Genomic DNA, 25,445 nt, shown 5'->3' with positions numbered 1-25,445 from the left:
GCGGGGCGGGGCTACGGCTAGATGGTGTTACCGACAAGTATGTGAGACCACCTGTCAGCTGTGGTTGGTGACTTCTGCCAAGGCGCCGCTCAAACCCCCACCGCGCCGAGCACCGATCCTGCGCCATACGTGACCGCCATGGCCAGCGCTCCGCCGCCCACGTTCCGCAGCACCGCGGGCCCCGCCGATGCCGCGCCCAGGCGGGCGCTCCACCAGCCCGTGAGGGTCAGGGCCGCGAGGACCGAGAGGACCGTGAGCGGCAGGCGCAGCCACGAGGGCGGAAGCACAATTGCCAGCAGGGGCAGCAGCGCCCCCACGGTGAACGCCAGGAAGCTCGCTCCGGCCGCGTGCCACGGGTTGGCCAGCTCGTCCGGGTCGATGCCGAGCTCCACGCGCGCGTGGGCGCGCAGGGCGTCGCGTTCGGTGAGCTGCTCGGCGGCCTCGCGGGCCACGACCTGCGAGAGGCCGCGGGCCACCAACAGGCCCGTCAGCTCCTCCAGTTCCTCCTCCGGCTGCTCCCGCAGCTCGCGCCGTTCCACGGCCAGGGCCGCCTTCTCGGAGTCGCGCTGGGTGGAGACGGAGACGTACTCGCCGGCCGCCATGGACATCGATCCGGCGAGCAGTCCCGTGAGGCCGGCCGTGAGGAGGGCGGCGCGCGAGTCGGTGGCGCCTGCCACGCCGACGACGAGGCCCGCGGTGGACACGACGCCGTCGTTGGCGCCGAGGACCGCGGCACGCAGCCAGTTGAGGCGCGCGCCGAGAGCCCCGCCGTGGGCTTCGTCGTGCGGTGTGTCGGTCACCACGGGAGGGTCTCACCCCACCTCTCACCAGACGCGCACCGACCCGCCCCGGGCGAACGCGGGGCTGGTCGCCGCCGCCGGGATCTCGGTCAGGGGCTCGGCGATCTCCTCGACCGTCGGGCCGACCTTGGCCGCGATGGGGTCGAGGACGCCGAGGTCGAAGCCGTAGACCCGGGCGGCGTTGCCGCCGGCCATCGCCGCGACCTCGTTCCTCTCCAGCCCCGCGTAGGCGATGCGGAGGCCTTCGCGGGAGTAGGGGGTGGTGCCTTCGTCGTGCGGATAGTCGCAGCCCCACATGATCTTGTCGAGGCCGATCCGGTCGCGCAGCGGCACTTCGTGCGGGCGCATGAAGCTCGCGCCGACGAAGCAGTTCTCGCGCCAGACCTCACTCGGGCCCCTGCCCATCGAAGCGGCAAGCCCCGCGCCGAACTTGGACTCCGCGGTGGCGGCCCTCGTCGCCGCGGCCACCAGGCGCGCGTGGTAGTAGTCCAGCATGTCGAGCACGCCCGGGATCCAGCCCGAGCCCTGTTCGGTGAGGACCAGCTTCAGCTGCGGGTGACGGCGGAAGGCTCCGCCGAAGATCAGATGCCACAGGGCCCGGTGCGAGAACCAGGTCGTCTCCACCATGAACACCGCGCGGGCCGCCGGTTCTTCACCCAGCGGCGGGGACGCCGAGCCGCCGTGGTGGTTGACGGGTACGCCGAGCTCGTCGCAGACCGCCCAGATCGGGTCGTAGGTCTGCGAGTACAGCTCGGGAAGGCCCGAGCCGGGTGGTGTGCCCGGCAGCAGGATTCCGCCGGTGAGGCCCGCCCGGCTGGTGCGGCGGATCTCGCGGACCGCCTCCTCGACGTCGTTGAGAAGGATCTGTGCCACGCCCGCCCGCCGCCCGGGCGCCGCCGCGCAGAAGTCGGCGAGCCAGCGGTTGTGGGCACGCAGCCCGGCCCAGCGCTGTTCGTACTCCTCCCGCGTGGGCGCCGGGGCCATCAGCGAGGCGCTGGGGAAGAACGGCGGGATGGTGTTGGGGAAGACGACCTCGGCGACGATGCCGTCGGCCTCCAGCTCACTGAGGCGGCGCTGCGAATTCCAGTTGCGGTCGGCGGTGTCGGCGAGCAGATCCTCGTACGGATTGACGTAGGCGGCCGCCCAGGCGTCGAAGTCGTCGTGGTACCTCTTGTCCAGATACGGCTTGTAGTCGAGGAGATCGGCCCCGGCGTGACAGTCGGCCGAGATGACGGTGTAGCGGTCGGCTCCGTCTCTCATGACGAGGCCCCCAGGACAGGGAAGTCGTGCTCGGTCAGCCAGTGGCGGCCCACCTCCCGTGACCTCGCCCAGGATGCCTCGACGGCCGACTGGTCCTCGCACTGGCCCAGTTCGGCCGGGGTCGGGCCGATGCGCCGGGCGATCGGGGCGAGTTTTCCGGTGTCGAAGCCGAAGACGTCCGCGGCGGCCAGGCCCAGCATGCGGCGGGTCTCGGCGACGGGAATGTCGTGGAAGGTTTTCGCGAGCCACGCGCGCGTGGCCGGCCAGGTGCCCTCGGGGTGCGGGAAGTCGCTGCCCCAGAGGATGTTGTCGACGCCGATCTCATAGCGCTGGGCGAGTTCGCGCCGCTTGGTGTTGGTGGCGCAGATGAAGATCTGCCGGTCGAGATACTCGCTCGGCGGCCGCTTCAGCTCGGCGAAGGGCGAGAGCTTCTTGCCGCCGTGCGCGCCGAGATAGAGCCGGTCCATGAACCACAGCTGGTTGGGAAGCCACCAGCAGCCGGACTCCGCGACGCCGAACTTCAGGCCCGGGTGGCGCTCGAAGACGCCGGACCAGAGCAGGAACCACAGCGGCCGCGCGGGCCACCAGGTGACCTCGGAGACATAGATGCCGAGGTGGTCGCCGTACTCGTGGCGGGGCGCCGCGCCGGAGTGGGTGACCACCGGCATCCCGCTCTCCGCTGCGGCCGCCCACACCGGGTCGTAACGCCGGTCGTGGTACGGCTCCTTGTCGACCCACATCGAGGGGATCATCAGCGCGCCGAGCCCGGACTCCTTGGCCCGGTGGATCTCGGCGACGACCTTCGCGGGCTCCGCCGTGATGGGCAGCAGGGCGACCCCGCAGTGACGCTCCGGGTTCTGGCCGACGAATTCGGCCAGCCAGCGGTTGTGCGCCCGCGCACCCGCCATGCCGAGTTCGGGGTCCTGGTCGCCGCTCAGGCCGAGCCCCACTCCGAAGGGCGCGGCGGTCTGGCTGTCGACGGCGTCCGCGTCCGGGAAGACGACCTCGGCCGCCACTCCGTCGCCGTCGAGTTCCTTGAGCCGCTGGGCGGTGTCCCAACCGCCCTTGAGACCTTCCTCGTTGTCGCTGAACCACTTGTCGGCGAAGGCCTCGTTGCGTACGCCGAGCCGGGTCATCTCCTCACGGCGACGGCCCTGCCCGGCGAGGAATGCGTCGAAGTCCCGATGGTGGCGGGACTCCAGATAGGGCCGGTACCGCTCGGTCGGCAGCCCGGCGTGGCAGTCGGAGGAAATGATGAGGTAGGGGTCTGACCTTGACTCTGACATCAGGTGTCCCTCAGTCGAGAATGAAGCTTTCCAGGTACGACGGGTCCGCGCGGTCGAGCATCGACTGCGACCTGGCGCGGATCTGCCGGTCGCTGTGCTCGCTCGCGGGCAGCATCCAGAAACGGTCCGCGCGGATCGAGTCCACGACGAAGTCGGCGACCTCCTCGACCGGGGTGAACCTCACCTCGTGGCCGGCGTCCTTCATCGCCTTCTCCCACTGGTCCAGGCTGCGGTAGGGCGTCTTGCGCGGGCGCTCCTTCGCGTACCGCTCGGGCCTGTTGCGGTGCGACTCCCACAGTCCGGTCCGCAGCATGTGCGGGCCCGGGAAGAGGACGGAGGCGCCCACGCGCGCGTGCTCCGCCTTCAGATGCGCATACAGCGACTCCGTCATCGTCACCACCGCCGACTTGGTGACCGCGTACACGGACGCGGTGGGCAGGGGCGCGATCCCGCCGTCGCCGGACGAGGTGTTGACGACATGGCCCGGCTCACCGCTCGCGATCATGCGCGGCACGAAGGCCTGGATGCCGTGGAAGACACCCCAGACGTTGACGGCGAAGGCCCATTTCCAGTCATTGGGCTCGTGCTCCCACATCCGGCCCTCGGCGCCGGAGCCGACCCCCGCGTTGTTGCACAGCACATGAACGGCGCCGAAGGTCTCGTACGCGGCGTCGGCAAGCTGGAAGACGGAGGCTCGGTCCGCCACGTCGACGGTGTGGGCGAGCACCCGCGCCCCGTCCGCGGTGAGTTCGTCCGCCGCCTTGTGCAGGGCCTGCTCCTCGACGTCCGCGAGAACGACCCCCAGGCCCTCGGCCGCGAACCGCCGCGCCATGGCGAGCCCGACACCGCTCGCCGCGCCCGTGACGACGGCGACCTGTCCCTGTCTCAGCCGCATCAGGCGCTCCCCGCAGGGGGAGCGTCGAGGATCTGCTGCGGGTCGTCGTAGCGCTGGTGGATGTAGGGCAGCAGCGCCTGGGCGCTCACCCGCTCGGCGACGCGGCCCTTCTGGTCGGTGGTCTTCTCGCCGATGGTGAGCTCGACGACACGGCGTACGGGCAGGTCCGCGACGGGGTCGTACATCGACTCGCGCAGCACCACATCGCCGGTGAGCTTCTCCAGCTTGCGGAACTTCTCGTTGCGCGTGCAGTGCACGAGGACGGGGTCGGCGTCGAAGCCCTGTCCGTCGACCGCGGGCAGGAACTTGAAGTAGAAGTCGAGCTTTTCAGCCGTTTCGGGCAGTGGCAGCGGGCCGTCCACCGCTCCGCGCACCTCGACGAAGGCGATACCGTGCCGGGCGAGCACGGCCCGTACGACCAGGCCGTCGCGCTCGACACCGACCTCGCCCAGCTTCTTCGGCTCGCCGAAGACTTCCCGTCCGCCGACCAGTGCGCGCTCGTGGGTCATCGGCATGACGAGCGGGTACCAGCCCTCGCGTCCGTCGTGGAGCGCCGCGACGGCCACGGAGCCGGCGCCGAGCGGATGGCCGGACAGGTCGACCTTGCTGATACTGGCCCGCACCAGGGGCCGTTCGGTGGGTTTGAGCGGCGGCGGAAGTACGGCCGCCACCGCGTCGGGGTCGCTCTCCCAGACCGCCACGACGCCGGTGGACCAGATGTCGGGAAGCCGGGAGCTGGATGCGCGGGCCGCGGCGATCTCCGCCTCGGTGCGCGCGCCGTACCGTACGCGTGCCATGTCGTACCGCCCTTCGTCAGTCGGCCTGTAACACAGTTACACCGAGGTCGATGAAGGGTAAAGAGCCGTGCACGTACCGGAGTTGGGGGCACCATGCCGAGAACCGCGCTGACCCGCGAAGAGGTGCTCGAAGCCGCCGCCTCGCTCGTCAGGCAGCACGGCCCGGGGGCCCTCACCATGCGCAAGCTCGCCGCCGAGCTGGGCACGGCGGTCACCTCGATCTACTGGCACGTCGGCAATCGCGAGTCGCTGCTCGACGCACTGGTGGAGCGGACGGTTCAGGAGATGGGCGCGATCCGGCCCGCCGGCCGTACGCCCGCTCAGCGCATCGTCTCGGTCGCCCGGCGGCTGCGCCGTGAGCTGCGCGAACGCCCCCATCTGATCGCGATGGTCCATGAACGGGGGCTCACGGAACGGATGTTCCTGCCCGCGCAGCAGGCGCTCGTCCACGAGGTGCACGCCGCGGGACTGCGCGGGGCGCGCGCGGCCGAGGCGGTGCGCGCCGTCCAGTTCCAGGTCGTCGGCTTCGTACTCGTCGAGCGCAACCGGGAACGCTCGCCCGTCCAGTCGCCCGGGGAGCAGGAGCTGTGGGACGCGCGGACGGCGGAGCACGACCCGGCGCTGGCCCGCGCGCTGGCGAGGCCCGCCGACCCAGAGAAGCTGTTCACCGCCTCCGCGAGGGCACTGGTGAGCGCGCTGCTAGGCCGTGTCTGACAAATCTCGCCTGGTGCGCGACGCCCGGCACGCACACTCGCTGCGTTGTCGGAGTCATCCAAGTACGTCCGGTACGAGGACGATCCTCCGCCTTGCGATTGCACGCACCGGACGCCGCGCACCCCGCCCTGCGGGCGGACGGCGCTATTTGTCAGACACGGCCTGGCCCCCGCGCGACACACGGTCAGGTGACACCCCGTCGGGCGGCCGGGACCGTATCTCGCCTGCCGCCGGGGCCCGTTGACGGGGGTGGCCTGGAACAGCGCACTGCCGGGCACCTCGCCGCCGCGCCGGACCGGCCGGCCGGCGGACCGGGCCCATCCGAAGTTGTCAGTGCGGGCCCGTATTCTCTGTGACCATGCTCGACGACCGTACAACCGCAGCTACAGCGTGGCCGGCCGCGTATCCCCAGGGATACGCGGTCGTCGACGTGGAGACCACCGGACTCGCTCGCGACGACCGGATAATCTCCGCTGCTGTGTACCGTCTCGACGCCCGGGGCAATGTCGAGGACCACTGGTACACCCTCGTCAATCCGGAACGGGATCCGGGTCCGGTGTGGATCCACGGTCTGACGAGCGATGTGCTGGAAGGCGCACCGCTTTTCGGTGATATCGCCGAAGAGTTCTCCGAGCGGCTCGACGGCCGGGTCCTCGTCGCGCACAACGCCATCTTCGACTGGTCGATGATCTCCCGGGAGTACGCGCGCGCGAGTGCCACCGCCCCCACGCGGCAGCGGCTGTGCACCATCGCGCTCTCCAAGGAGCTGCGGCTGCCGCTGCCCAATCACAAGCTGGAGTCGCTCGCCGCGCACTTCGGCGTCGTACAGCAGCGGGCGCACCACGCCCTGGACGACGCACGCGTGCTGGCCGAGGCGTTCCGGCCGAGTCTGCACACCGCGGCGCGTGACGGGGTGCGGCTGCCGCTGCTCGAATGCCGTCCGCTGACCGAGTGGTCGGACTCGCCCGCGGCTCCGCGGATCGGCTACCAGGCTTCGTACGGCCAGAGCGCGTACGGGCACAGCAGCTGGCGGCCCTCGCGAAAGCGCCCCGCCTGTCCCTACCCCAACCCGGGGCGGTACGAGGTGGGCGGGGCGCTCGTGCAGGGCATGCGGGTGGCCTTCTCCGGCGACACCTCCGTCGACCGCGAACTGCTGGAGGACCGGGCGATCGAGGCGGGCCTGCATGTCGCCACCAGCGTGTCCCGGCTGACGAGCCTTCTGGTGACCAACGATCCCGGGGCCTCGACGTCGAAGACGGTCAAGGCGAAGGCGTACGGCACACCGGTCATCGACGAGGTGGCTTTCACCCAGCTGTTGCGGGACGTGGCCCCGGCACCCGCATCGGAGTGAACCGGAGGCGACTCGCCCGCTGCCCGCTCGCACCACGGCCGCCTCGCGTCCCACCCTGTGGCGCATGGCACGTTGCGAGGTTTGCGGAAACGACTACGGCATGTCCTTCGAGGTGCACGCGCAGGGCGCGGTACTCCTGTTTGACCCAGTTGACTACTCGACTCTAGAGTCTCCTCAGCATCAAGCGTCGCACGCTAGCGGGAGGGGACTCAGTGCTGACCAAGCCTGTTGGGGGGTACTGCCGCATCTCCGATGCGGATCTTGCCGAGATCCGCAGAGCAGTGAAGGCGGGGCTCCTCACACCCGAGCAAGCAGCTGAGGAGGAGCGCAGGGGCGTCCTACGCCAGCGCGAGGACATCGAAAGCCTCTCCGGTGGTGCGCCGATCAAGTGGTACGAGGACAACAACCTCAGCGCCTTCAAGCGCAACGTCAAGCGCCCCGACTTCGAGCAGATGGTCAGGGACCTCAAGGCCGGTCGGATCTCCGGAATCCTCGCCTACGACATCGACCGCGTGTACCGGCAGCCGCGGGATCTTGAGCGGGTCATCGACATCTACGAGACCTCGAAGGAACCCCTGGCCTTCAAGACGCTCTCGGGACAGAACTTCGACCTCACCACCTCGGACGGTCGATTCTCGGCCCGCCTGTTCGTGAACATCGCGAACAAGTCCTCCGAGGACACGCGCCGACGAGTGGTCCGCGCCAACGTCGCCAAGGCCCGGAAGGGGAAGTCTCACGCGATGGGACTGACATTCGGCTGGCTGGAGAGCGACCCGAGCAAGCTTGACCCCAAGGCCGCACCGATCCGCCGCAAGGCCGTGGAGAAGTACATCGCCGGGGATCGCGTGGCCACGGTCATGAAGTGGCTCGCGGAGGAGAACGTGATCAACAGCGCCACGGGGAAGCACTTCACCTGGGGTGGCACCAAAGCGATGATCCTTGCTCCGCGAAACTGGGGTGTACGCACTTACAACGAAGAGATCATCTACGACGATGACAACGAAATCGTCATGGGTGACTGGGAGCCGCTGTTCCCCACCCTCGACACCTGGCACCTGGTGCAGGCGATCAAGGCATCCGGCTCCACGCCGACCCCCAGCGAGTCAAACGTCAGCTACCTGCTGACCGCCATCGCCCGATGCGGCAGGTGCGGGGGCGGCCTCAAAGGTCACCCGAAGTGGAAGAAGGGCGAGCGGACGCCCGGCTACAACTACAACTGCAACAAGCAGCGCCCCGAGCATTGCGGCGCGCTCGCGATCGACGGCCCGAGGCTCGACTCCCTGATTCAGGAACTCGTCTGGGCACAGGTGCTCAGGGCAAGCAAGCGGAAGCAGGTCCCGGAGACGGCCGAGCCGTGGACGGGTGAGGCTGCGCTCAGGGACGTGGAGGAGGAGATCGCGGAACTCCAGGACCTCTGGAAGGCCAAGAAGGTCCGTGCCGCCTCGTACGTCACGGCACTCGATGATCTGAACGCCCGGAAGAACGAGCTGCTGGCGGACAGGGCGTACCACTCGGTCCCGGTCGGCACGCGTTCCATCACGGAAGAACTGCTGACGAACGGCTGGGAGAACCTGTCCATCGAGCGTCAGCGGATCATCGTTCGGAAGGTCCTGCGGGCCGTGCTCATCCACCCGGCCAAGAGCCGCGGTGGTCGATTCGACCCCGCACGAGTGGAGCCCGTCTTCCTCGCGGCTTGACAAACACTGAGGGCCCCTCCCACGCGGGAGGGGCCCTTCTGTTGCCTGGTCTATCCGGTCACGCTGCCTACCTTGTCCACGATGCCCGTCTTCCCTTCTGCGCGGGCGCAGTGCGCCCCGCAGTACCAGTGGCCCTCGACCTCGACGCCCTGTCCGATGATCTGGACCCGGCAGTGCTCACAGATGGGCGCCATGCGGTGAATGGCGCAGGCGAACGAATCGAAAACGTGCCGCGCACCGTCCTGGGTCTCAACGGTGAACGCAAGCTCGTAGTCGTTCCCACACACTTCGCAACGTGTCATACGCGGCATCGTTGAGGGCAGGGAGGGCGCTGGCAAGCTGACGGCGCTCTGCCAGCCGGGGGTCTACCCAGTCAGCGTAGCGGCCATGAAGCTCAGCCCGACTTCACCTCTGTCCTTCAGATTCATTAGTTCAAGGATCTCGTCGACCTGGTCCTCAGTCAGGATCGGGGCCCGGGCTAGCCACTTGTCTAGCCACTCTTCACATGTCATGGACACCAGCCGCCTCTAGGCGGAGTAGGCACCTGTAGCAGAGGGCTCGGGAGGAAGCGGGGAAGGCTGGCCAGATCACTCACAATCCATCTCCGTTTCGTCGCACAGCCCACCCCCGCCGTTCCTCCAAGGCAGGTCTTCCGGAATGGTCCCCGCTTCCACTCGGTGAAGGAGCTTCCAGGAGTGCCCATCCCGTTCGTAGATCTCGCCACCGCGAACGCCTCGGTACTCAAACCGCCGGGTATCGCGGTTGTACCGAGAAGGCCGCTCCCAAGCCACAGCGGCTTTGGCTCGGGCAAGACCAACGTGATACTTGAGAGCCGGAGTTCGGTCCGGAACGATGGAAACGTAGGGCAGGCCCCCCAGATCCCTTTGCCAAGGCTCGCAGCGTTTTCCCATCTCGGCAGACATCAATCCCCCTGTTTGAAGACTTCAGTTGGTATTCCTGCCTTCATGGCTAGGTCGGCAGTCATGGAAGCCCCCGCACTGCCACCCCTGATGAAGGCAAAGCACAAGTCGGCTCCAGCTCGAACCATCTTGGCGTTCCGCAGAAACCCGGCTCGCTTGCCGTAGTTGTCCCAGTCAGCCGGGTGCCGGCGGACGCTCATCCCGATGTCTCGCGCGAACTGGTCGGCCATCGCATCGGCCCCCCGAGGGCAGGCCCCGTGAATCAGCAGAAGATCACGGGGCCTGAGCCTCCTGAGCCAGAGCACTTCCCCAATGACCCCTTGTAGGAGGTCGGCGTCAGTCCACGTGCGCGAGCCAGTAACGAGTAGACGGATCAGCCCTGCGCCTCTGTGTCCTCCACGATGGGCGGTTGAAAGCCCATGATGGAATTCCACGTGTCGGCCGCCATCTCCTTAGCAAGCTCGTGAGGGACCCCGGCCGCCATCGCCTCAACGAGGACTGTCCCCGAGATGCGGGCCGCTGTGACGGCAAAGGCACCCTGCTTTTGCAGCCGGGCCGCGTTCATCTGGGTCTCGATGCCGGAAATCAGGTCCTCCAAGGTCCCCGCGGCTTCGGAGACCTGTCCGTTCTCGCTCTGCTCGCTATCGCCCATCATGTCTCCTCAGTGCTTGCTGTCTTCAAGTTCCAGGACGCTCCCCCAAGAGCGCCCACCGATCTCCGCATCAGCCGGAATCAGGAGCCCCTGTACTGGGAACTGCATGTGCTTTGCTGCCTCACGAGACATCTCCACGGCTTCCTTCTCCGGGAAGCTGAAAACGATCTCGTCATGGATAGGCAGCCGCATGTACGGCGTGAATCCGGCCTTATCAAGCTCCAGCAGGGCCCTAGCGGTTACATCCCTAGAGCCGCCCTGCACGAAATAGTTGAGGGCCCGGAACCACTTACCGGGGTCAACCGGCAGGCGCCTTCCCGTGGCTGTATAGACAAAGCCGGTTCTACGGGCTTCGTCCGCCAGACGCTTACCGAACGCACCGACCCCCGGATACGTCCTGGCAAAGGCGTCCAGAACCTTCCGAGCCGTCTCCTCATCGACGTGGGCCTGCTCCATGAGGGCAGCCCAGCCACCCCCATAGACCGTGAGGAAGTTCGCCATCTTGCCGATTTTCCGAGCGACCTCGGCAGCATCAGCGGTGATCTGGTGCAGATCCAGGCCGTTAAGGAATGCGTTCAACATCGTTGGGTCACGAGAGAACGCAGCCAGGTAACGCAATTCCATGTTGCCGAAGTCGATGGAGCACGAGACGTGCCCCTCATCGGCGAGGAACATATGCCGTACGTAGCCGTCCCCCGAGGGGAATGTCTGCGCCGGAATGCTCCCTGAAATGCTCATCCGAGAGGTACGGGCCTGTAGTGAATTGATGGAGGCGTGTACGCGGTTGTTGGCGTCCCGACCCTTGAGCGCCCTCTCAAACCACGTTTTCCGCCACTTGCCCGCCTTCTTTGCCTGCACCACCGCATCCGCCAAAGGATGCTTCAGTCCAGTGAGTACGTCGTCATCCATGGCCAGTTGGCCATTGGGATGATTCTTACTGGGCTTAGTCCTCTTGGTGAGCTTCACACCGAAACGCGTGAAGGCTTCGATCAACTGCTGATTGCTGTTGACGTTCTCGACCTCAAACGTCTTAGCAACAGCTTCCCATCTCTCCTGCTCCGCCGTGAGTTCCCCGCACCGCATTTCGGCGTACTCGACATCCAGGAGATAGCCGGTTCGCTCCATCTTGGCAGTCACATGAGCAAGCCGGTGCTCCCAGCCAATGAGTCCTTGTGCCTTAGATCGAGCCGGAACCAGCCGATAGAGGATCTGGAAGAGTCGGTATGCAAGAGCCGGGTCCATTCCCGAGTACAGCAAGAAGTCCGGATCGAACAACTCGACCAGCTTCCAAATCTTCTCCTTCGTGGTCTTGTACTTCTTGGCCAGAGCGGTAATAGAGCCCTTGACCTCTTCGGCGGTCTTCTCGCAGACGTAGAACTTTGTCAGTTCTTCCAGCTTCAGACCAGGGCCCTTTTCCTTCACGGCCCTCGGGTCAACAAGGTGAGCCAAGAGTTTGGTATCCCACATCTTCGGAGCAAGCTCCTCCATGGGGATTCCTAGCGTGGATTCCACGACGTGAAGGTCATAGGTCCCGTTGTGGGCAACCAGCCATTCAAGGCTGAGGAGGGCCCTACGGACCGCTTCAGCGAAAGCAGAGCCCTTCTCCACGGGGATGACCCAGGAATCTGCTCCCGTCCCGAACTGCGCCAGCCGGCACCGGAAGTCAGAAGCCCACCAGTCGAGCCCCGTCGTCTCTGTATCGAATCCGAGGATGCGATGCCGAGAGATGAACTCCTCGAACCCGGGGAGGTCCCTCTCTGTCTCGACAACCCGAATGGAGATCGGCTGACCCTTCAGCCGATAAGCGAGCTGCTTCAAGAGACCTCCCCCGTCTAGTCCAGTTGCTCAATGAATGCCTTTCCTACGTACTCCGCGTAGGCAGGCGGGATGCACTCACGAATTCCCTCGCGGGACATCCAAGGAACGTCAAGGTCTTCCTTGGCGTCATCAACGCCGATGAAGTTGCCGACGTAATAGCCCATCTCGTCGGGCTTCCGTCTGCGGCCCATCTTTGTTTGCCGTCTTGTGTGGGCGGGGTGTTCAGGCTGCGGCAAGTCCCAACCCCCCGTTTCAAAGAGCCGATGCCGGTAGGTGTTGAGCCCGAAGTAGGCGCCACACAAAAGCACAGGGTCTCTCATTTCGTCCACTGCACCCATGACGTTCTCAATCACCCACGGGACTCCGACAGCCTCTAGAGCTGTACGGGTCGGCCCCAATAGGTCCCGGTGCTCGTTCTGCATGATGCGCTGAGTCTTGCTATAGAGCTGACATGGCGGCGAAGCATGTATGAAGTCGAAACGATGCCCGTACGTGAGGAGGAACTGAATTGCCTCGGCTCGTACGAACTCAAATGGGTATCGAGGCTGAGGAAAGATGTCCACGCCCACGACTTCAAACCCCGCGTTGTTGTATCCCTTTCCCGCTCCCCCCTGGCAGCAGTAAAGGTCAAGTAGTCTGAGAATCCCCCCGCCCCCCGTTAGCGACGGCGAACCGCCAAAGAATCCATAGAGCTATGGCTCAACAGAAGCCGAGCCAGAAGTACAGGCTCGAAAGGTTTACGTAGGACCCCAAAAGGAAAGGGGGCCGAGGAAAACCCCGGCCCCCTGTCAGGTGCCTACGTAAAAGCGGTTGGCTCTCTTAGGAGAAAGACCCGTCCTTCTGTCGCCACAGCGGATCGCAGTTGCTGCCCTTCGGGGCATTGCAGAACAGGGCCGCCCACGCTCCCTTCGCCCCCTGGCCCTCACGCAGAGTCCGGCCGTGCGGGCAGTTGTCCCCCGCAGGGGCCGCAGGAGCGGCCGACTGGACCTTGCCGCCCTGGAAGGTCTTCGGAGCGGAGTTGCCACCCCTGCCGGCCGGAGGCTGGTGGGTGTCCCGCATCTTCACGGCAGCGCTGGATACCAGCTCAATGACGCCGTTGTCGGCAAGCGCCTGCACCAGCTCCCGAACGCGCTTAGCGGTCTCGTCCGCCGTGGCGCCGAACACCACAGGCGTGAGCCATTCCGCGTCATAGCCCGCGGCTGCCTTGAGGGTAATGCCGATCTTGAATGGGTTTGGGGTACCAGCGGCAACGGCATTGGTCATAGGCTTGTTCTCCTTTGGAGTTTCCGGCTCGCCCCACGGGGAGGCGCCATCGAACGGATTCGGGAAGCTCATGCAGTCACCTTTCGGAGATCCCGGTTCATCTGACGTGCGAGGACATCAAGCCCTCGGTTGCTGGCCTTTCGCTCCGTATCGTTCTCCGGAGGAAGGCCGTATACGTACCGCTTCATCAGAACGGCTCGTGTCTGCTGAGGAAGCCGGTTGAGGGCTATAGAGGCATCGAGGCGGGCCGACATCAGGCTGTCAGTGATTCGGCAGGCAAGAAGGTCATCCTCTCGGCCGACCATTCCCCCCATTTCTTCATCGGAGTAGACGAAGGTGGAGAGGGCCATTTTTGCTTCATTAGGCGTGTAGTAGTAACGGCCGTCCTGCACGTCCCTGGCATCTCGCTCGGCAGAGGCGAACTGAGTTCCGACCTTGCGGCAGAACTGCCAGATGAAGGCTTCGTTCTCGTAGTGCTTTTCGAGCATCGGCCGGCGCTCGTAGGCGTGCAAGAGAATTGCTTGCTTTACGTCGTCCTTCTCCACCACGCTCCACGAGCGGGCAACGGAAGCGGCAACCTTATCCGCCACCTTCGCCATGTTTTCCCAGTCAATTTCGGTCATGCTGCATCCCCCCGCTTTGCGAAGCGCCCCCCAGCGCCCCGCGTGATCTCTCCGTACCTTGTTCCCTCAACTACGAAGGACCCGTCTCGTCGGATATCGACTGGATACGGCGATACGTCGTGGTCTCCGACGTATAGAATTCCGAAGCCCGATTGCCAGTTCGCGACCGCGCCAGGACCAAGGTATTGAGCCTTACGCGGGTCCATGATGTGCCCGACTTCAAAGCCCCAGCGCATTCCCCCGAGATGGCTTGGGCCCTGACGTCGCACGCCAAGCCGGTGAGTGTGCCCCATCACCAGGTTCATCACGGCCTTGCTGGCATGCGCGTAAGCCGTCGTTCCGGCGATACTGGAAAGGCCCTTGATCTCGTGCCCATGGATGAGCCCGGTATCCGGCCCCACCCGGTGGAACGGCGGAGTCAGGTCGATGCCGAAGCCGTCGAAATCCAACAGCTTGGAGAAGTGGAATTCGTCGGCGTACTCGGCCAGTGCCGGCGCCTTGGCGCTGAGGTATGTCCGCGGCCGTAGATCGTGGTTGCCTTCGAGGATCCCGAAGAGTCCCGCGTAGACCTTTCGAATCGGCTCAAGAACCTTGCGCTTCGTGGTCTCAGAATCGCTCTTGACCTGCTGCCGATACTCGTACCGCGTTCCCTCGTTCCAGCGGCTAGGAGTCTCGTAGTCGTTCAGGTCACCGATCTGGTACACCTCATCGGGCTGATAGTCCCCGATGAAGGTGACTAGGTTATTCAGTGCCTTGGGATCGTGGTACGGGACTTGCAGGTCAGAGATGACCACAACTCGCTTCACGCGCCCACCCCCGTTCTTGTAATGCCCACCCCACCTTGTGAGGGGACATAATTAGCTGGACGTGCCGTCACGCTTCTCCACTCGCTGAATCTCCCGCTCGACATACCAACGGGCCTTCCTCAGGTCTTCCAGTTCCGCGGAGGTGGCCTTGCGGCCTGCCCGGCTGATGTACTTGACGGCATTGCCCCGGTTAAAGTTCAAGTGCTCCGCGATATCGATGACTTCAATTCCATTCGGAAGCCACGTGTAATGGGCAGGATGGTCCACGGTGGAGCTGCCGCTGTCAGCTATCGAGCCAGCGGCAAACATCAACTCGTCCTCTGCCATGTTCAGAAACTTGGCCCGGCCGTTTACGTGCAGCTTCACGCCATACGGGTAAGGGGCCGTGATATGCGAGTTCACGGAGTAGATGACGCCCCGGAATCCCTGATACTCGTCTGTTCGAGCAGTCGGCTGAGTCGGACGTGCAACCATCACCTTGTCGCCAGCCTTGTACTTCACAGTCCGATCCGTTCTTTCAGGGCCTCGGGCCCGAAGTTGTGATAGACCCAATTCGAGTCCCGGTCATCGGTCATCCGAATGACCTTGCCATTGGGCAGTTGGCCCGCAAGTTCATCCATGAACGTCTCTCCAGGCCCGTCCTCTGCGATGAGAAAAACGGACTCGTAGCCCAGGAGTGCAGGCGTCCAGTAATCGCGCCATGTGCCGGTACCAGGCGCCCCTACACCGGGGATGCCGGCCAACTCCCAAGACATCGTGTCGAACTCGCCTTCAACCACAACCAGCGCCGGGCTTGTCTGGATAAGCGCACCGGTGTTGAACAGTCTCGGCGGGTCTCCGGGAAGGCTCATGTACTTCCCGCCCTTGTGGTCGTGCCTCTCCTTCATGTCCTTGTGGAAGAAATACGAGCCGTCAGAGTCCTTTACGCACTCGTCCGCAATGCATCGAAAGCGGTTTGTTGCAACGCCGTCGGCTCCACCAGCCGGGCGGAGGTACGGAATGCAGAGGCTCCCCGCATACCGCTCATGACCAGGTTGAGCCGAACGGACGTAGCCCAGGCCGAACCTGCCGGCGGCCTCCCCCAGACCCCGAGCCATTAGGTACTGCTCGGCTGGGCTGCCGCTGTACGTCTTGTGATAGGCCCTGGCTATCTCCACCGAATTCGGCACATGCGAATTCTTGGGCTTCAATGAAGCCACAACTCCTCTCCCTCATGATCACTGCATAGCTGTCCTCGCTGAGGTTGCAGACGAAGCAATTCCAGCGGTTGCCGTCCACATCGACAGAGGCTGACGGATTGTCATCAGCATGAAGGGGACAACAGACTTTCTGTCGTCCCCTTGATACCTTCACGTCTAGCCCGTAGTAGTGCGCCAGTACCTCAGCGATTGGCGGTTTCTGCGGGCTTGTCTTCACCGATACGCCTCACGGTTACCGGAAAGTCGTACTTGCGGTAGGCGCCCATCCATGTGTGGTGGTGCCCAACCCAATTACGCGACCATGACGGCCCCTGGCCGCCCTCCTCGGACGCCATCAGATGCCCGTATTCCTCTTGACCTCATCCATTGCCGCTCCCCTTGTCGTATGTGTAGCGAGGTCCGAGAATCTTCCAAGCCGGATAGTTCTCTAGGTAATCCGCTGCGCGACGTAGAATCTCCGGCCGGTCCCTAGCCCCCCGTGCTAGAAGCTGGCTGTTGCAGCGGGCACAAAGAAGGCCGCGAATCGCCTCCGTCTTGTGACAGTGGTCCACGGCCAAATTGGTCTTGCGTGTCTCATGACAGATCGCGCACTTGCCGCTTTGCGCCTCGAAAAGGCGCTGATAGTCCTCAGCAGACAGCCCATAGGTTGCCTGGATTCGCGCGTTACGGGCTGCCTGCCGACGACCGGCCTTCCGGCAGGAGGAACAGACCCTCCCCCGAGAGGAGGTGTAGAACCTCTCAGATCTGTTCCTCCCGCACTTGGTGCACTCCCTTAGACCCTTGCGGAGTGCTGTCATCAGCCCCCCGTCCTGATGACAGCCTCCAGCTTGCGAAGGTCCTTAAGGCGCGCGTTCTCGTCCACCAGGGCGAACAGATTGAACAGCGGGATGGCTATCGTGATGTTCCTGGATTTCAAGTCGATGACGGCCGTCTTGACACCGCCGTTGGCTGCACCGATGAGCACCCTAGATAGCTGGTAGAGGTTGAGACGTCTCGGGGTGTCAATCTCAACCACGATTGCCACACCCTCGGTGTCCACTTCGGACGTGTCCAGTTCAGGGAACCTCTCGGCCAGCCGGAACGCGAACTCTCGCTCTGCCCGAAACCCGCCCCTGAGCCCCTGTTGCATTTCCTTACCTTCCGTCTTCAACCTACGACCCCCCAATCCCAGTAACGCAAGTTCTTAGGCAGCAAGAGATGTCGGAAGCTCCTCGTCAAGCTCCTCCAGTCGCAGATTCGACCGGTTGAGCCGGAAGCTAGCGAACGTGCCCCCGGACGAGTCTTCAAACCCTTCTCGGTTCTTCACTGGAGACACGTGAAGGATGCGGCTATTCATGCCGTCAACCTCTTTGTGCATGGTGAGAATAAGAGACGGCACGCGATGCACCTTGCCCTTGACGCCACTCAACGGAATCGGCTTGAGTCCGTCCGAGTGCTCACCCGTCACGTGGTGCAGACCGAGGACGTGAGCATTCGTTTCCCTCGCCATTTCGGAGAGGTATTCACACAGGCCCTCAAGCCCGAATGTATAGCTCTCAGCGTCTCCCACAACGCCGGTGTCAACGTTCGTAACGTTGTCCACCACCAACAGATGAGGGGTGCACCCGTAGACCTCCAGATAGCACAGGAGGTAGGTCTCCATCTCACGCTGAGTGGGCCGCGCAGAGAAGTTGAATCGAGTCCACCAGCGCTTCCCCAGAGCGTCTTCATACTCCGAGAACTTCCCCTCTATCAGCGCCTCTTTGATGACTCTGGAGTCATCGCCGGTAATCATGGCTGTGGCCCTGGTCACCTGAGTTGCCGCGCTGGAGTCTGCGGAGAAGTACAGGACTGGCACGTTAGCCATCGTGGCCAGGAAAAGCGCAAAGAGACTCTTACCCGTGCCGGGCCCCGCCACTACTAGTGACAACTCCGCCCGCCGGAACTCGACCTCTAGCCGCTTCAGGGACTTGAAAGCGTTGGGGATGGGCTCGCCAGCTGCGCCCCGAATGCCTACCGACTGCGCCAATGAAAACAATGCTGCCCCCTCCTTGAAACCCACCGCCGATCCCAGCAAAGCAAGTTGCCTGGCTTTAAAAAAGCCCAGGATGGGCGGTGGGACTACCTGCGAGCCTATACCGGGGACACGATCCCAGCAAAGCAAGTTTTCAGCGACGCAAAGAGCACGCATGCGATACGTCGCAAAACCGGCAGTTGAAGCCCGGACGTGCGGGGAACTCCGCGCGCTTGACTGCCTGATCCATCTCTGCGTACCTCTCTCCCACTTCATCCTCAGTGACCCCGGAGAGGTCCACAGGGCGGGTCAGTCCGCCCTTCCTAGCCTGATACCAGTCCCCAGCGTTGACCTCCAGGCCCAGCGCCTTCCGCACCAGAACCGCGTAGGTCTGAAGCTGGAACCGGCTCTTAGTGCTGCCGGTCTTCAGGTCCCTGATCCTCACGGAACCGTCCGGCTCGGCAACGAGCTGGTCTATGTAGCCCTGGACTCTGATGCCCCCGATCGATGCCGTCAAGTGCAATTCGATCCCTGGCACCCCATCAGGGGCCTTCCAGAGCTGTGGACCGTTGTCCTTGGCCCAGGTCACATAGGCGGCCGTCTGCTGCCGCCCCAAGACGTACCGGGCCTCGATGTCCGACACTCCGTCAGGGCCTGCCGTCATCCACCTGTCGGTGTCCGGCTCCTTGTCGAGCGACTTGTTCACCGCATCGCTGTACTCGGTACTGAACAGCTCTACGGCATCCTCGGCCGTCATCTGCCGGCCGCTTAGCTCGAAAGCCTCGCAGGCCGAATGGAAAGCGGTCCCCTGGTGGGACCAGGCCGCCGGGCGGGGGGAGACCCCCTCAACCCGGCGGAGGAAGTAGGCGTACGCGCACTTGTCTAGGTACTGCTCGGCTTGACTCACAGAGCGGGTCATCTGGGCAACGCGGGCTAGTCGATCAGTCAATGGGTCTCCTCCTAGATCCATCTGATGGGCATTCAGGGTGCACTACGTGGATGGAGAAAGAGGAAGACCACAGGAACTCCGGGTGCTTGTACTCAAAGTGATCCGTCTCCAGGATTCGATCCCGCCACGCACCCCCGAGAGTGCAAGTCAGTTGGCTCAACGCCATCTCATCCTCGGACGTGGTGATGTCACTCTCGACAACAATGAAGTAGCACCCGCCTGATCTGACCGCAACCCGTTTGATGAGTGCAAAATCTGAGCGGTAGATCTCCTGCACTCTGCTCGGCGCGTTTCGGATCGAGTTCAGCAAATCCCCGCGACTGCGCCGGTTTATGGTTCCCCCACCCCTGTGCATGTGACTCCCTAGCCCTCCCCCAAAAAAGAGAAAAACAAGGCGGCGAGCACGAGAACGCCCCCGCCGCCTGTGTCTCTTCGAACTCGATGCACCAACCCCATAGGGTGATTCGAGCAAGCCGCAGCCCGTCACCCAATGAGCGCTCTTCGCTACTGCTGACCCGTCATCCCCATGTCGGGTCCTGAGCCACCGCGGGCGTTACCTCACCTGGTCCGTCTCCGGTGGACTCCGAGGCCGCCACGACACCCCAGTTCGGATCTGCCCGAACGGCCTCGGTCCCGCCCAGCTGCCCCGCCCAGACCGTTCCCAGCGCCACCACCCCCAGGACAAGGGCGGCGAATCGCTTCCGGCTAAGTAGCTTGTTCATTTGCGTGCAACTCCCTGTCATCCGAATCAAGTTGACGCAGCGTGAAAGACTGGGAACTGTCCTCTCCGCATGCGTGGCCCCCGTTAGGGGGCTCAGCCTGCGGCTGAAACCTCTCAGCCTCCGACTGTACCCGTGATTCGAACGTTCGAGCGAGCGCGTTCCTCACGGTCTGTAGGCTAGATGTCAGCCCCCTGTGTCTAGATCAGGACACGAGAGGCCCCTTAGAGGCAAGCGATAGCGCGTGCACTCATGTGCACTACAGAAAGATGTGGGAGCAAACGTGCATGAACCAGACAAAGCTTCCCATGCGTACCCCGCTTTCACGCTGTCCCCAGAAGCGGAGTTGCTGATTCCTCGCCTGCTTCAGAGAGAGACGTTCCCTGAAGGGCAGCCTGGCCTAACCGAGTTGGTGAGACTCGACGTCGCTGTCCTTGAGTCGTACAGCGGCCGATACGTGCTGGGCGACCCGGCTCATGCCCGGCGTACACATCACGCAGCGGAACGCGCAGCCGTCGCCCACCACCTTGAGCGGATGGCGCAACTTGACACAGCGTTTGCCTCCATGGAGAGCACAGCAGTCCTCGATGCCGGCGGTATCGAGTTTCTTCCCAACGCTGATGCAGCCAACGCAATTTTCGCTCAGTCCCTGGCATCAGCCACTTCCCATGTCTTCACAGCCCAGCCTATTCCTCGACCGGTGAGCAACCTTAAGATCAGCAGTGAACGGGATATCGAGAACCTAAAACGCGGAGTCACACAGCGCACCATCTATCACGAGACTGCTCGCTTCCGGCAACCTGAGCAGGAGTACGCCAAAGCTGTCAGCGCCCATGGCGCTCAAGTGAGGACGCTTGCAGGTGAGTTCATCCGCATCGTTCTTGTCGACGGCACGATTGCTGTCATCTCCGACTACCGCGACGACCCTCCGAACGCGCAGATTGGTTTCAAAGTCACTCATCCCGGGATGCTCGCCTTGCTGGCAACCGTGTTTGACCACCAATGGGAGCGAGCAAGTCCGTGGATGGGTGAACGAGCGCGTATAGCCGAGGGCACCGTTACCACTCAGCGGTCTCGCGCGATTCTGCGTAAGTTGGAGAGCGGCCGCAATCTGAAACAAGTAGCGAGCGACACGGGATATTCGTTGAGCACCATTAACAAAGACATGGCAGAGCTGTATGCCGCTACAGGATGCACCAGTCTGTTCATGCTCGGAGCATGGTGGAGCTGTTCAGATGAGCGCAAGCTCGACTAGTTCCAAACAGAAACGCCCCTCGCGATGTTCACGAGGGGCGTTGCGTCGTTTCTGCATCTACTTTTCGTCTTGTCTCCAAGTAAGCATCTCCACAACCTTGGGTGACGGCTTTTCGCGCTCTTCGCCTTCGGGCCATCGGATCACAAGGTTGCCGTCGTCGCTGACGCGTTCCACGTAGACGAAGCCCAGTTCTTCGTCAAGTGTCAGAACTTCTCCAGCTTCCATGTGCCCAAGGAATGCCCTCAGAGACTCTTGTCCTCGCGGTGACAGATCCTGACCCGTGCGCTTCTTCAGGAAGTTCCGAAGCCCTTCAAAGCCAACCTGATTCGAGAGACGTTTCTTATCGGGCCGTTCAGAAATGTCCCAGGGCAGGATGGACAGCAGAAGGGCTTTGGGCCCCTTCTTGTAGCGTTCAAGCTGATTGAACCGGTAGGTGACGGCCTGTCGCGTGACCTTGTATTCTTCCGCGATCTGGTCGTGTGTCTTACCCGCCGCCTCTAGCTTCAACAGGGTCAGGTTGTCAGGGAGAACCATCACGTGATTCCTTCAGAGGCTGGGTTGAGGTATTAACAATTTAAGCAATCCCATCGGACCGCGCACAGGGGCAGCCGAAGCGTACTCGGCTCGGAACTACTGACTCATCTGCGCATCTGTCGGTGTGATCTAGGTCTCAGTCACCGCTACCGCTGTCCCCTCTCGGGCCTCAGGACACGTACATACCTAGTGAGAGCACAAGCAAGAACACTACTTACAGCAAACAACGTATAGGAAGTCTAGTAACCAAGAGTTACTGACACAAACCGTATGACATAAGAGGAATGACCAACTCCAAACCCAGCCCTTTAGACGATGTCTAAAACCATGCCGCCCTCTGGTGGAGGCTCCCTGTCGACTTCACTCCAGGTAGAGCGCCAGAGGGGCGGTGGCCCCGGTGCCAGATCAGCAACCACCGGGGCCACCCTTTACTACGCCAGCAAGACCTAAGGCGATCCTAAGTTGCGGTAACGACCTGATCAAGAAGCGGGAGGTGGGGGCGATGCCTCGTGCTGCTTCGATCTGCTACGTCCAGGGTTGTACCTCTCGCACGGTCCGCTCGGGCCGCTGCGGTGTTCACGCTCCGCCTGAGCGCGCCTGGGCAAGACCCAGCGCCAGGAACCAGCTGCGAGACAGCGCGTGGGAGAGGCGTGTTCGGCCAAGGGCCCTCGCTCGCGACGGCTTCGCCTGTGTCCGCTGCGGGGCCCGTGAGGGCCTGGAGGTGGACCACATCACTCCTATCGCCAAGGGCGGTACATGGACTCTGGACAATGCCCAGACCCTTTGCCGGCCCTGCCACTCTGCCAAGACGCAGAGGGACAGAACCAAGCCTTAATGCCCTTGTTGTGCAGGGGAATCGGCCCTTAGCTCAGAGCGCGCAGAGCACCGGATTGAAACCCCGGAGGTCGCTGGTTCGACTCCAGCAGGGCCGACCAATGACGGTAGCGAACAAGAGCCGGTATCGGCTGGCCGGTCGATACAGACGGGGGCAGGTCCCGTGTCGTCAGCTCTGTGGCTCATAGCTCAGTCCGGTTAGAGCATCGCCCTGATAAGGCGGTAGTCCCTGGTTCGAATCCAGGTGAGTCAACCATGCGGGTAGCTCCCGCAGTGCGCTGAAACTCCCCCTGATCAGGGGACGGAGGCGCGGTGTGCATCGTCTAGCGGCTCAGGACTCCCCCGGAGAGGGGGCAACGTCGGTTCGAATCCGGCTGCACACACGCAGGTGCCGGTGCGGCGAAGCACGAAAGACTGCGGCCCGGGATACACCACCCAAGCCGGGCGGAGCAAGAGATCTCAGGATGCAGATGGACCCACGTAGGCTTAGCATAGAGTGATTGGTCGGCCGCGCTGCGTTGCAGCAGGAGGAAAGTCATGGCCAACTCCTCTGATCCCTTTGAAGAATTGGCGCGCTTCGCCATCGGAGAGATCGATGCCACGCGCAACGAAATCCTTAAGGTGCGAAGGAAAGGCGATGAAGATACGGGGGAACTCGACTTCGTTCTCAGCAGAGCCAAAGATGTAGAAGCGTGGACGGAAAAGGTTGCCGCTCGGCTCCCCGACCCGGACTCGCTGCTTTCAATCAGGCTTCAGTCGCGGATGTCGAGCCTACGCAATGCGACCTGGTCCGCTAAATCACGGGGCGAGATCGGGGTTGCCAAATGGCCAACTCCGGAAGATGCTGGGAATATTCTGTATTACTGTCGGCACGATGAGCCCACGCTGATAGCAGGGAAGTGCCCGGCAACGCCATGCCCAGGTGAACGGCGGCGGTGAACTCGGTGGACGGCGAAGTCATGTCCTGGGTAATCGTAGCGTTCTTGTGCGTAATTTTCGTGTTCCATGCTGCATGGGCGCTGTTCTATTTTGGACGGTTTCGTCGCTGCAAGGGCGAATGGAAAGGCGCATTGACGGATTCCGTCGGGACGCTGGTCTATCCTGACGAATCTGACGCGATCACCCTGGAGATGCAGTCCTCTGTCGTGGAGCGCAATCGTCAATTTGACACGTGTTTGCTAGGCGGAGCCGTGGGCACGACGGCATGGAGCGCCCTATACGTGGGAAGCACTTCGACCGGCAGCAGTTTCGCTCTATCGAACTTGAGCCTCTATCTTCTATTGGCTGGCGTGATCGTCCTACTTGCTGGGCCGCTATTGACCAGAAAACGTGAACCGTATTTCAGTGCAATGATTTACGATTCGGCGATATACGTGGGATTCACAAGCCTAGTATTCGCTCTCTTCTCTATAACAATTGATCTGGCTGGCACGGCTCTAGATTATTTGGCTCTGTTCTTCGCTGCGGCGGTCGTGGTAAGTAGCGGATTCCACGTATGGGACCAATGCACGACGATTAGAACGCAACTCCTTCGCCATGACTTTGCAACCTGCGCTCATTGCCGGAAACACAATGCAGTGCAAGCGCCCACGGTCGAGTCAGAGCCCGAGCCCGAAGCAGCGGAGGTCGAGCCCACCGCAGCAGCTGAAGCCCAGCCGGAGGCAAAGCCCGAAGTTTCCGATACCGAGGCACCGCCCTTGGACAAATATGGAACGTAGCTCAACTGGTAGAGCACCGGTCTCCAAAACCGGAAGATGCTGGTTCGAGTCCTGTCGGTCAGCTCACCGGGCACAATACCCACTGTGGATACGGGAGTTGTGGCTATCGTCGGCGCTGCGGCGGGCTTGCTGGGTGCGGCTGTTGGCGCTGCTGGCGCCATCGTTTCCGCGGTGGTCGCTGGCCGCAGCCAGGAGCGCTCCCAGCATGCTCATTGGCGCCGTCAAGTCAGACGGGATGCCTATACGACACTCATCAACGCGGCACATGGGCTGTACCTGGAGCTAGAGCCGCGGTCTCTGGCGATAGTTCACCACAGCATCATGTACGCCACGCACGTGCCTGCGGAACTAATGGCCGCGCTAGCCAAGGCTTGTCACACGGTGCAGTTGGAAGGCCCGGCCGAGGTTGCAGCTCAGGCTGAGGCGGTCCGTGACCTCTTCGCCGACTGGGGGGGCGCAGTCCATCTGTGGGAGGTTCAGAACGGGGAACGGCCATTCAGGATCCCCGAGCTTGAAAGGTTGGCGAGTGTGGATCTGCTCCTGACGAGAGATCTTGCCGATGCCGCCCGGGACAGGTTCCTCATGGTGGCCCGCGAAGGCCTTGACGGGACGTCGGACAGCGGAAGGTAGCTGCCCCACTCCGGCCCAGGGGGGCCCAACGCCAAACCAGCCTTGTCAAGCCGCAGGTTCGAGACCTGTCGGCTCAGCGTTCTCGTACCGCCCCCGCAAGGGGCGCCAGCGCTACCCCTGTCCGGAGGGAAGCTGAGTGAAGCCGGACGTACGAGTCAGCTAAGAGGGATGCGGTACGTCAATGCGTACTCGCCCGAGTCCGCCTCTGTGATCGAAAGTTCCGCTGACTGCATGGCGCGCTTGAATCCCTCCCGCGTCAGGCCGTGCTTCTCCCTGAGCTGGTTCAAGAGATCCGGCGACAGGGGCACGCTGCCCTCTAGCAGGGCTGACCTGACGAACGAGCCTGCACCGTGACGGGTCTCGATGGTGCCGCGGGTCCGCAGCTCAGCCATGGCGCGGCGCACGGTGCCAGAGGACACGCCGTACCGCTCCATGAGGGCCGTCTCGCTGGGCACGAGCTCACCCGGACCCAGAGCCCCAGTGCGGATCTCCTCGGCAAGGTCGTCGGCAATCTTCAGGTACTTGGGTCCCTCCACAGGATCAAGGTACCGCCACCTGGTCATAGCTCAGTTGGAAGAGCGTCCGGTTTGGGACCGGAAGGCCGCAGGTTCGAGCCCTGCTGATCAGACCACCACCAGGCCCCCCGTGAGGGGCCTTTGTTGTTGTTACCTCAAGGAAGTGATGCAGCGATGCACCAAGACGAGCCCGAGGGACCACGCCTGAGGGCGGCCG

General features: G+C 63.3%; 31 protein-coding genes and 5 tRNA genes. 13 read left to right on the top strand and 23 right to left on the bottom strand.

Annotation, left to right across the window (positions count from 1 at the left end):
- Positions 1–89: 89 nt before the first annotated feature.
- Genes OHA61_RS30990 through OHA61_RS30970 form a run of 5 tightly spaced genes read right to left on the bottom strand, consistent with a single transcriptional unit; the run spans position 90 to position 5,038 of the window.
- Positions 90–800 carry a VIT family protein gene (locus tag OHA61_RS30990; RefSeq protein WP_406305816.1) on the bottom strand — a complete coding sequence of 237 codons (711 nt, stop codon included), beginning with the start codon at positions 798–800 and terminating at the stop codon, positions 90–92.
- Positions 801–824: 24 nt separating this feature from the next.
- A complete protein-coding gene (locus OHA61_RS30985; protein ID WP_406305815.1) occupies positions 825–2,060 on the bottom strand; it encodes an amidohydrolase family protein in 1,236 nt (411 codons plus the stop codon).
- On the bottom strand, positions 2,057–3,346 hold the full coding sequence (locus OHA61_RS30980; RefSeq protein WP_406305814.1) for an amidohydrolase family protein: 1,290 nt from the start codon (positions 3,344–3,346) through the stop codon (positions 2,057–2,059). The genes OHA61_RS30985 and OHA61_RS30980 overlap by 4 nt, the downstream gene beginning before the upstream one ends.
- 10 nt (positions 3,347–3,356) lie before the next feature.
- Positions 3,357–4,241: an SDR family NAD(P)-dependent oxidoreductase gene (locus OHA61_RS30975; protein WP_406305813.1), complete on the bottom strand. Its 885-nt coding sequence runs from the start codon at positions 4,239–4,241 to the stop codon at positions 3,357–3,359.
- Positions 4,241–5,038, bottom strand: a complete 798-nt coding sequence (locus OHA61_RS30970) for an acetoacetate decarboxylase family protein (protein ID WP_406305812.1) — start codon at positions 5,036–5,038, stop codon at positions 4,241–4,243. Before OHA61_RS30970 ends, OHA61_RS30975 begins: the two co-directional genes overlap by 1 nt.
- 93 nt (positions 5,039–5,131) lie before the next feature.
- On the opposite strand from OHA61_RS30970, the gene OHA61_RS30965 reads away from it, so the two are divergent.
- The 3 genes from OHA61_RS30965 to OHA61_RS30955 all read left to right on the top strand — a co-directional run bounded on the left by OHA61_RS30965 (position 5,132) and on the right by OHA61_RS30955 (position 8,800).
- The gene (locus OHA61_RS30965; RefSeq protein ID WP_406305811.1) at positions 5,132–5,752 is read left to right on the top strand and encodes a TetR/AcrR family transcriptional regulator; all 621 of its coding nucleotides are present in this window, start codon (positions 5,132–5,134) and stop codon (positions 5,750–5,752) included.
- A 358-nt stretch (positions 5,753–6,110) separates the two neighbouring features.
- Positions 6,111–7,103, top strand: a complete 993-nt coding sequence (locus OHA61_RS30960) for a DEDDh family exonuclease (protein WP_406305810.1) — start codon at positions 6,111–6,113, stop codon at positions 7,101–7,103.
- Between the two features lie 212 nt (positions 7,104–7,315).
- Entirely contained in the window at positions 7,316–8,800 is a 1,485-nt protein-coding gene (locus OHA61_RS30955; protein WP_406305809.1) for a recombinase family protein, read from the top strand.
- Between the two features lie 50 nt (positions 8,801–8,850).
- On the opposite strand, the gene OHA61_RS30950 is transcribed toward OHA61_RS30955, so the two are convergent.
- From OHA61_RS30950 to OHA61_RS30875, 16 genes are all read right to left on the bottom strand, one after another.
- On the bottom strand, positions 8,851–9,102 hold the full coding sequence (locus OHA61_RS30950; RefSeq protein ID WP_406305808.1) for a hypothetical protein: 252 nt from the start codon (positions 9,100–9,102) through the stop codon (positions 8,851–8,853).
- A 620-nt stretch (positions 9,103–9,722) separates the two neighbouring features.
- Complete coding sequence (locus OHA61_RS30945; RefSeq protein ID WP_406305807.1) at positions 9,723–10,154, bottom strand: SLOG family protein; 432 nt, start codon at positions 10,152–10,154, stop codon at positions 9,723–9,725.
- Complete coding sequence (locus tag OHA61_RS30940; protein ID WP_406305806.1) at positions 10,094–10,375, bottom strand: hypothetical protein; 282 nt, start codon at positions 10,373–10,375, stop codon at positions 10,094–10,096. Before OHA61_RS30940 ends, OHA61_RS30945 begins: the two co-directional genes overlap by 61 nt.
- Positions 10,376–10,381: 6 nt before the next feature.
- Positions 10,382–12,190, bottom strand: coding sequence for a DNA polymerase (locus OHA61_RS30935; RefSeq protein ID WP_406305805.1), 1,809 nt, complete (start codon positions 12,188–12,190; stop codon positions 10,382–10,384).
- Between the two features lie 14 nt (positions 12,191–12,204).
- Positions 12,205–12,612 (bottom strand): hypothetical protein, encoded by a 408-nt coding sequence (locus OHA61_RS30930; protein ID WP_406305804.1) that lies wholly within the window; start codon positions 12,610–12,612, stop codon positions 12,205–12,207.
- Positions 12,613–13,009: 397 nt separating this feature from the next.
- Positions 13,010–13,525, bottom strand: coding sequence for a hypothetical protein (locus OHA61_RS30925; RefSeq protein WP_406305803.1), 516 nt, complete (start codon positions 13,523–13,525; stop codon positions 13,010–13,012).
- The gene (locus OHA61_RS30920) at positions 13,522–14,076 is read right to left on the bottom strand and encodes a hypothetical protein (RefSeq protein WP_406305802.1); all 555 of its coding nucleotides are present in this window, start codon (positions 14,074–14,076) and stop codon (positions 13,522–13,524) included. The genes OHA61_RS30925 and OHA61_RS30920 overlap by 4 nt, the downstream gene beginning before the upstream one ends.
- Positions 14,073–14,882, bottom strand: coding sequence for a metallophosphoesterase (locus OHA61_RS30915; protein WP_406305801.1), 810 nt, complete (start codon positions 14,880–14,882; stop codon positions 14,073–14,075). Before OHA61_RS30915 ends, OHA61_RS30920 begins: the two co-directional genes overlap by 4 nt.
- Positions 14,883–14,933: 51 nt before the next feature.
- Positions 14,934–15,383 (bottom strand): DUF3310 domain-containing protein, encoded by a 450-nt coding sequence (locus tag OHA61_RS30910; RefSeq protein ID WP_406305800.1) that lies wholly within the window; start codon positions 15,381–15,383, stop codon positions 14,934–14,936.
- The gene (locus OHA61_RS30905; RefSeq protein WP_406305799.1) at positions 15,380–15,979 is read right to left on the bottom strand and encodes a topoisomerase; all 600 of its coding nucleotides are present in this window, start codon (positions 15,977–15,979) and stop codon (positions 15,380–15,382) included. Before OHA61_RS30905 ends, OHA61_RS30910 begins: the two co-directional genes overlap by 4 nt.
- A complete protein-coding gene (locus tag OHA61_RS30900; RefSeq protein ID WP_406307538.1) occupies positions 15,906–16,235 on the bottom strand; it encodes a CHC2 zinc finger domain-containing protein in 330 nt (109 codons plus the stop codon). Before OHA61_RS30900 ends, OHA61_RS30905 begins: the two co-directional genes overlap by 74 nt.
- Before the next feature lie 205 nt (positions 16,236–16,440).
- Positions 16,441–16,878, bottom strand: a complete 438-nt coding sequence (locus OHA61_RS30895) for an endonuclease VII domain-containing protein (RefSeq protein WP_406305798.1) — start codon at positions 16,876–16,878, stop codon at positions 16,441–16,443.
- Positions 16,878–17,210, bottom strand: a complete 333-nt coding sequence (locus OHA61_RS30890) for a hypothetical protein (RefSeq protein WP_406305797.1) — start codon at positions 17,208–17,210, stop codon at positions 16,878–16,880. Before OHA61_RS30890 ends, OHA61_RS30895 begins: the two co-directional genes overlap by 1 nt.
- Before the next feature lie 54 nt (positions 17,211–17,264).
- A complete protein-coding gene (locus OHA61_RS30885; RefSeq protein WP_406305796.1) occupies positions 17,265–18,122 on the bottom strand; it encodes an AAA family ATPase in 858 nt (285 codons plus the stop codon).
- A gap of 106 nt (positions 18,123–18,228) precedes the next feature.
- The gene (locus OHA61_RS30880; protein WP_406305795.1) at positions 18,229–18,993 is read right to left on the bottom strand and encodes a RecB family exonuclease; all 765 of its coding nucleotides are present in this window, start codon (positions 18,991–18,993) and stop codon (positions 18,229–18,231) included.
- Positions 18,994–19,541: 548 nt separating this feature from the next.
- The gene (locus tag OHA61_RS30875; RefSeq protein ID WP_406305794.1) at positions 19,542–19,745 is read right to left on the bottom strand and encodes a hypothetical protein; all 204 of its coding nucleotides are present in this window, start codon (positions 19,743–19,745) and stop codon (positions 19,542–19,544) included.
- A 532-nt stretch (positions 19,746–20,277) separates the two neighbouring features.
- Here OHA61_RS30875 and OHA61_RS30870 point away from each other — a divergent pair.
- A complete protein-coding gene (locus tag OHA61_RS30870; protein WP_406305793.1) occupies positions 20,278–20,997 on the top strand; it encodes a hypothetical protein in 720 nt (239 codons plus the stop codon).
- Positions 20,998–21,054: 57 nt separating this feature from the next.
- On the opposite strand, the gene OHA61_RS30865 is transcribed toward OHA61_RS30870, so the two are convergent.
- Positions 21,055–21,531 carry a hypothetical protein gene (locus OHA61_RS30865; RefSeq protein ID WP_406305792.1) on the bottom strand — a complete coding sequence of 159 codons (477 nt, stop codon included), beginning with the start codon at positions 21,529–21,531 and terminating at the stop codon, positions 21,055–21,057.
- Positions 21,532–22,033: 502 nt separating this feature from the next.
- Here OHA61_RS30865 and OHA61_RS30860 point away from each other — a divergent pair.
- The 8 genes from OHA61_RS30860 (at position 22,034) to OHA61_RS30825 (ending at position 24,713) form a co-directional block, all read left to right on the top strand.
- Complete coding sequence (locus OHA61_RS30860) at positions 22,034–22,366, top strand: HNH endonuclease (RefSeq protein ID WP_406305791.1); 333 nt, start codon at positions 22,034–22,036, stop codon at positions 22,364–22,366.
- A gap of 22 nt (positions 22,367–22,388) precedes the next feature.
- Positions 22,389–22,466: transfer RNA gene (locus OHA61_RS30855), tRNA-Phe, on the top strand.
- 77 nt (positions 22,467–22,543) lie between these two features.
- Positions 22,544–22,621: transfer RNA gene (locus OHA61_RS30850), tRNA-Ile, on the top strand.
- 56 nt (positions 22,622–22,677) lie between these two features.
- Positions 22,678–22,748: transfer RNA gene (locus OHA61_RS30845), tRNA-Leu, on the top strand.
- A gap of 154 nt (positions 22,749–22,902) precedes the next feature.
- Positions 22,903–23,304 (top strand): hypothetical protein, encoded by a 402-nt coding sequence (locus OHA61_RS30840; RefSeq protein WP_406305790.1) that lies wholly within the window; start codon positions 22,903–22,905, stop codon positions 23,302–23,304.
- Positions 23,301–24,083 carry a hypothetical protein gene (locus tag OHA61_RS30835; protein WP_406305789.1) on the top strand — a complete coding sequence of 261 codons (783 nt, stop codon included), beginning with the start codon at positions 23,301–23,303 and terminating at the stop codon, positions 24,081–24,083. The genes OHA61_RS30840 and OHA61_RS30835 overlap by 4 nt, the downstream gene beginning before the upstream one ends.
- A tRNA-Trp gene (locus OHA61_RS30830) sits at positions 24,079–24,144 on the top strand. The genes OHA61_RS30835 and OHA61_RS30830 overlap by 5 nt, the downstream gene beginning before the upstream one ends.
- A gap of 23 nt (positions 24,145–24,167) precedes the next feature.
- Positions 24,168–24,713, top strand: coding sequence for a hypothetical protein (locus OHA61_RS30825; RefSeq protein ID WP_406305788.1), 546 nt, complete (start codon positions 24,168–24,170; stop codon positions 24,711–24,713).
- A gap of 155 nt (positions 24,714–24,868) precedes the next feature.
- Here the strand turns inward: OHA61_RS30825 and OHA61_RS30820 are convergent, their stop codons facing one another.
- Complete coding sequence (locus tag OHA61_RS30820) at positions 24,869–25,249, bottom strand: GntR family transcriptional regulator (protein ID WP_406305787.1); 381 nt, start codon at positions 25,247–25,249, stop codon at positions 24,869–24,871.
- 19 nt (positions 25,250–25,268) lie between these two features.
- Here OHA61_RS30820 and OHA61_RS30815 point away from each other — a divergent pair.
- Positions 25,269–25,344, top strand: a tRNA-Pro gene (locus OHA61_RS30815).
- Positions 25,345–25,445 lie beyond the last annotated feature (101 nt).

Source organism: Streptomyces sp. NBC_00885, assembly GCF_045207475.1.
In the GTDB taxonomy this organism is placed as follows: domain Bacteria; phylum Actinomycetota; class Actinomycetes; order Streptomycetales; family Streptomycetaceae; genus Streptomyces.
Note: the sequence above shows the minus strand (reverse complement) of the source record. Positions and strands in the feature narration are given on the sequence as shown.

Excerpts from the sequence above, each read along its gene's own strand:
- OHA61_RS30985 (WP_406305815.1), bottom strand. The coding sequence starts at position 2,060 with ATGAGAGACGGAGCCGACCGCTACACCGTCATCTCGGCCGACTGTCAC.
- OHA61_RS30980 (WP_406305814.1), bottom strand. The coding sequence starts at position 3,346 with ATGTCAGAGTCAAGGTCAGACCCCTACCTCATCATTTCCTCCGACTGC.
- OHA61_RS30975 (WP_406305813.1), bottom strand. The coding sequence starts at position 4,241 with ATGCGGCTGAGACAGGGACAGGTCGCCGTCGTCACGGGCGCGGCGAGC.
- OHA61_RS30970 (WP_406305812.1), bottom strand. The coding sequence starts at position 5,038 with ATGGCACGCGTACGGTACGGCGCGCGCACCGAGGCGGAGATCGCCGCG.
- OHA61_RS30965 (WP_406305811.1), top strand. The coding sequence starts at position 5,132 with ATGCCGAGAACCGCGCTGACCCGCGAAGAGGTGCTCGAAGCCGCCGCC.
- OHA61_RS30960 (WP_406305810.1), top strand. The coding sequence starts at position 6,111 with ATGCTCGACGACCGTACAACCGCAGCTACAGCGTGGCCGGCCGCGTAT.
- OHA61_RS30950 (WP_406305808.1), bottom strand. The coding sequence starts at position 9,102 with ATGACACGTTGCGAAGTGTGTGGGAACGACTACGAGCTTGCGTTCACC.
- OHA61_RS30940 (WP_406305806.1), bottom strand. The coding sequence starts at position 10,375 with ATGATGGGCGATAGCGAGCAGAGCGAGAACGGACAGGTCTCCGAAGCC.
- OHA61_RS30930 (WP_406305804.1), bottom strand. The coding sequence starts at position 12,612 with ATGCAGAACGAGCACCGGGACCTATTGGGGCCGACCCGTACAGCTCTA.
- OHA61_RS30925 (WP_406305803.1), bottom strand. The coding sequence starts at position 13,525 with ATGAGCTTCCCGAATCCGTTCGATGGCGCCTCCCCGTGGGGCGAGCCG.
- OHA61_RS30920 (WP_406305802.1), bottom strand. The coding sequence starts at position 14,076 with ATGACCGAAATTGACTGGGAAAACATGGCGAAGGTGGCGGATAAGGTT.
- OHA61_RS30905 (WP_406305799.1), bottom strand. The coding sequence starts at position 15,979 with ATGGCTCGGGGTCTGGGGGAGGCCGCCGGCAGGTTCGGCCTGGGCTAC.
- OHA61_RS30895 (WP_406305798.1), bottom strand. The coding sequence starts at position 16,878 with ATGACAGCACTCCGCAAGGGTCTAAGGGAGTGCACCAAGTGCGGGAGG.
- OHA61_RS30890 (WP_406305797.1), bottom strand. The coding sequence starts at position 17,210 with ATGCAACAGGGGCTCAGGGGCGGGTTTCGGGCAGAGCGAGAGTTCGCG.
- OHA61_RS30880 (WP_406305795.1), bottom strand. The coding sequence starts at position 18,993 with ATGACCCGCTCTGTGAGTCAAGCCGAGCAGTACCTAGACAAGTGCGCG.
- OHA61_RS30875 (WP_406305794.1), bottom strand. The coding sequence starts at position 19,745 with ATGAACAAGCTACTTAGCCGGAAGCGATTCGCCGCCCTTGTCCTGGGG.
- OHA61_RS30870 (WP_406305793.1), top strand. The coding sequence starts at position 20,278 with ATGGCGCAACTTGACACAGCGTTTGCCTCCATGGAGAGCACAGCAGTC.
- OHA61_RS30865 (WP_406305792.1), bottom strand. The coding sequence starts at position 21,531 with ATGGTTCTCCCTGACAACCTGACCCTGTTGAAGCTAGAGGCGGCGGGT.
- OHA61_RS30860 (WP_406305791.1), top strand. The coding sequence starts at position 22,034 with ATGCCTCGTGCTGCTTCGATCTGCTACGTCCAGGGTTGTACCTCTCGC.
- OHA61_RS30840 (WP_406305790.1), top strand. The coding sequence starts at position 22,903 with ATGGCCAACTCCTCTGATCCCTTTGAAGAATTGGCGCGCTTCGCCATC.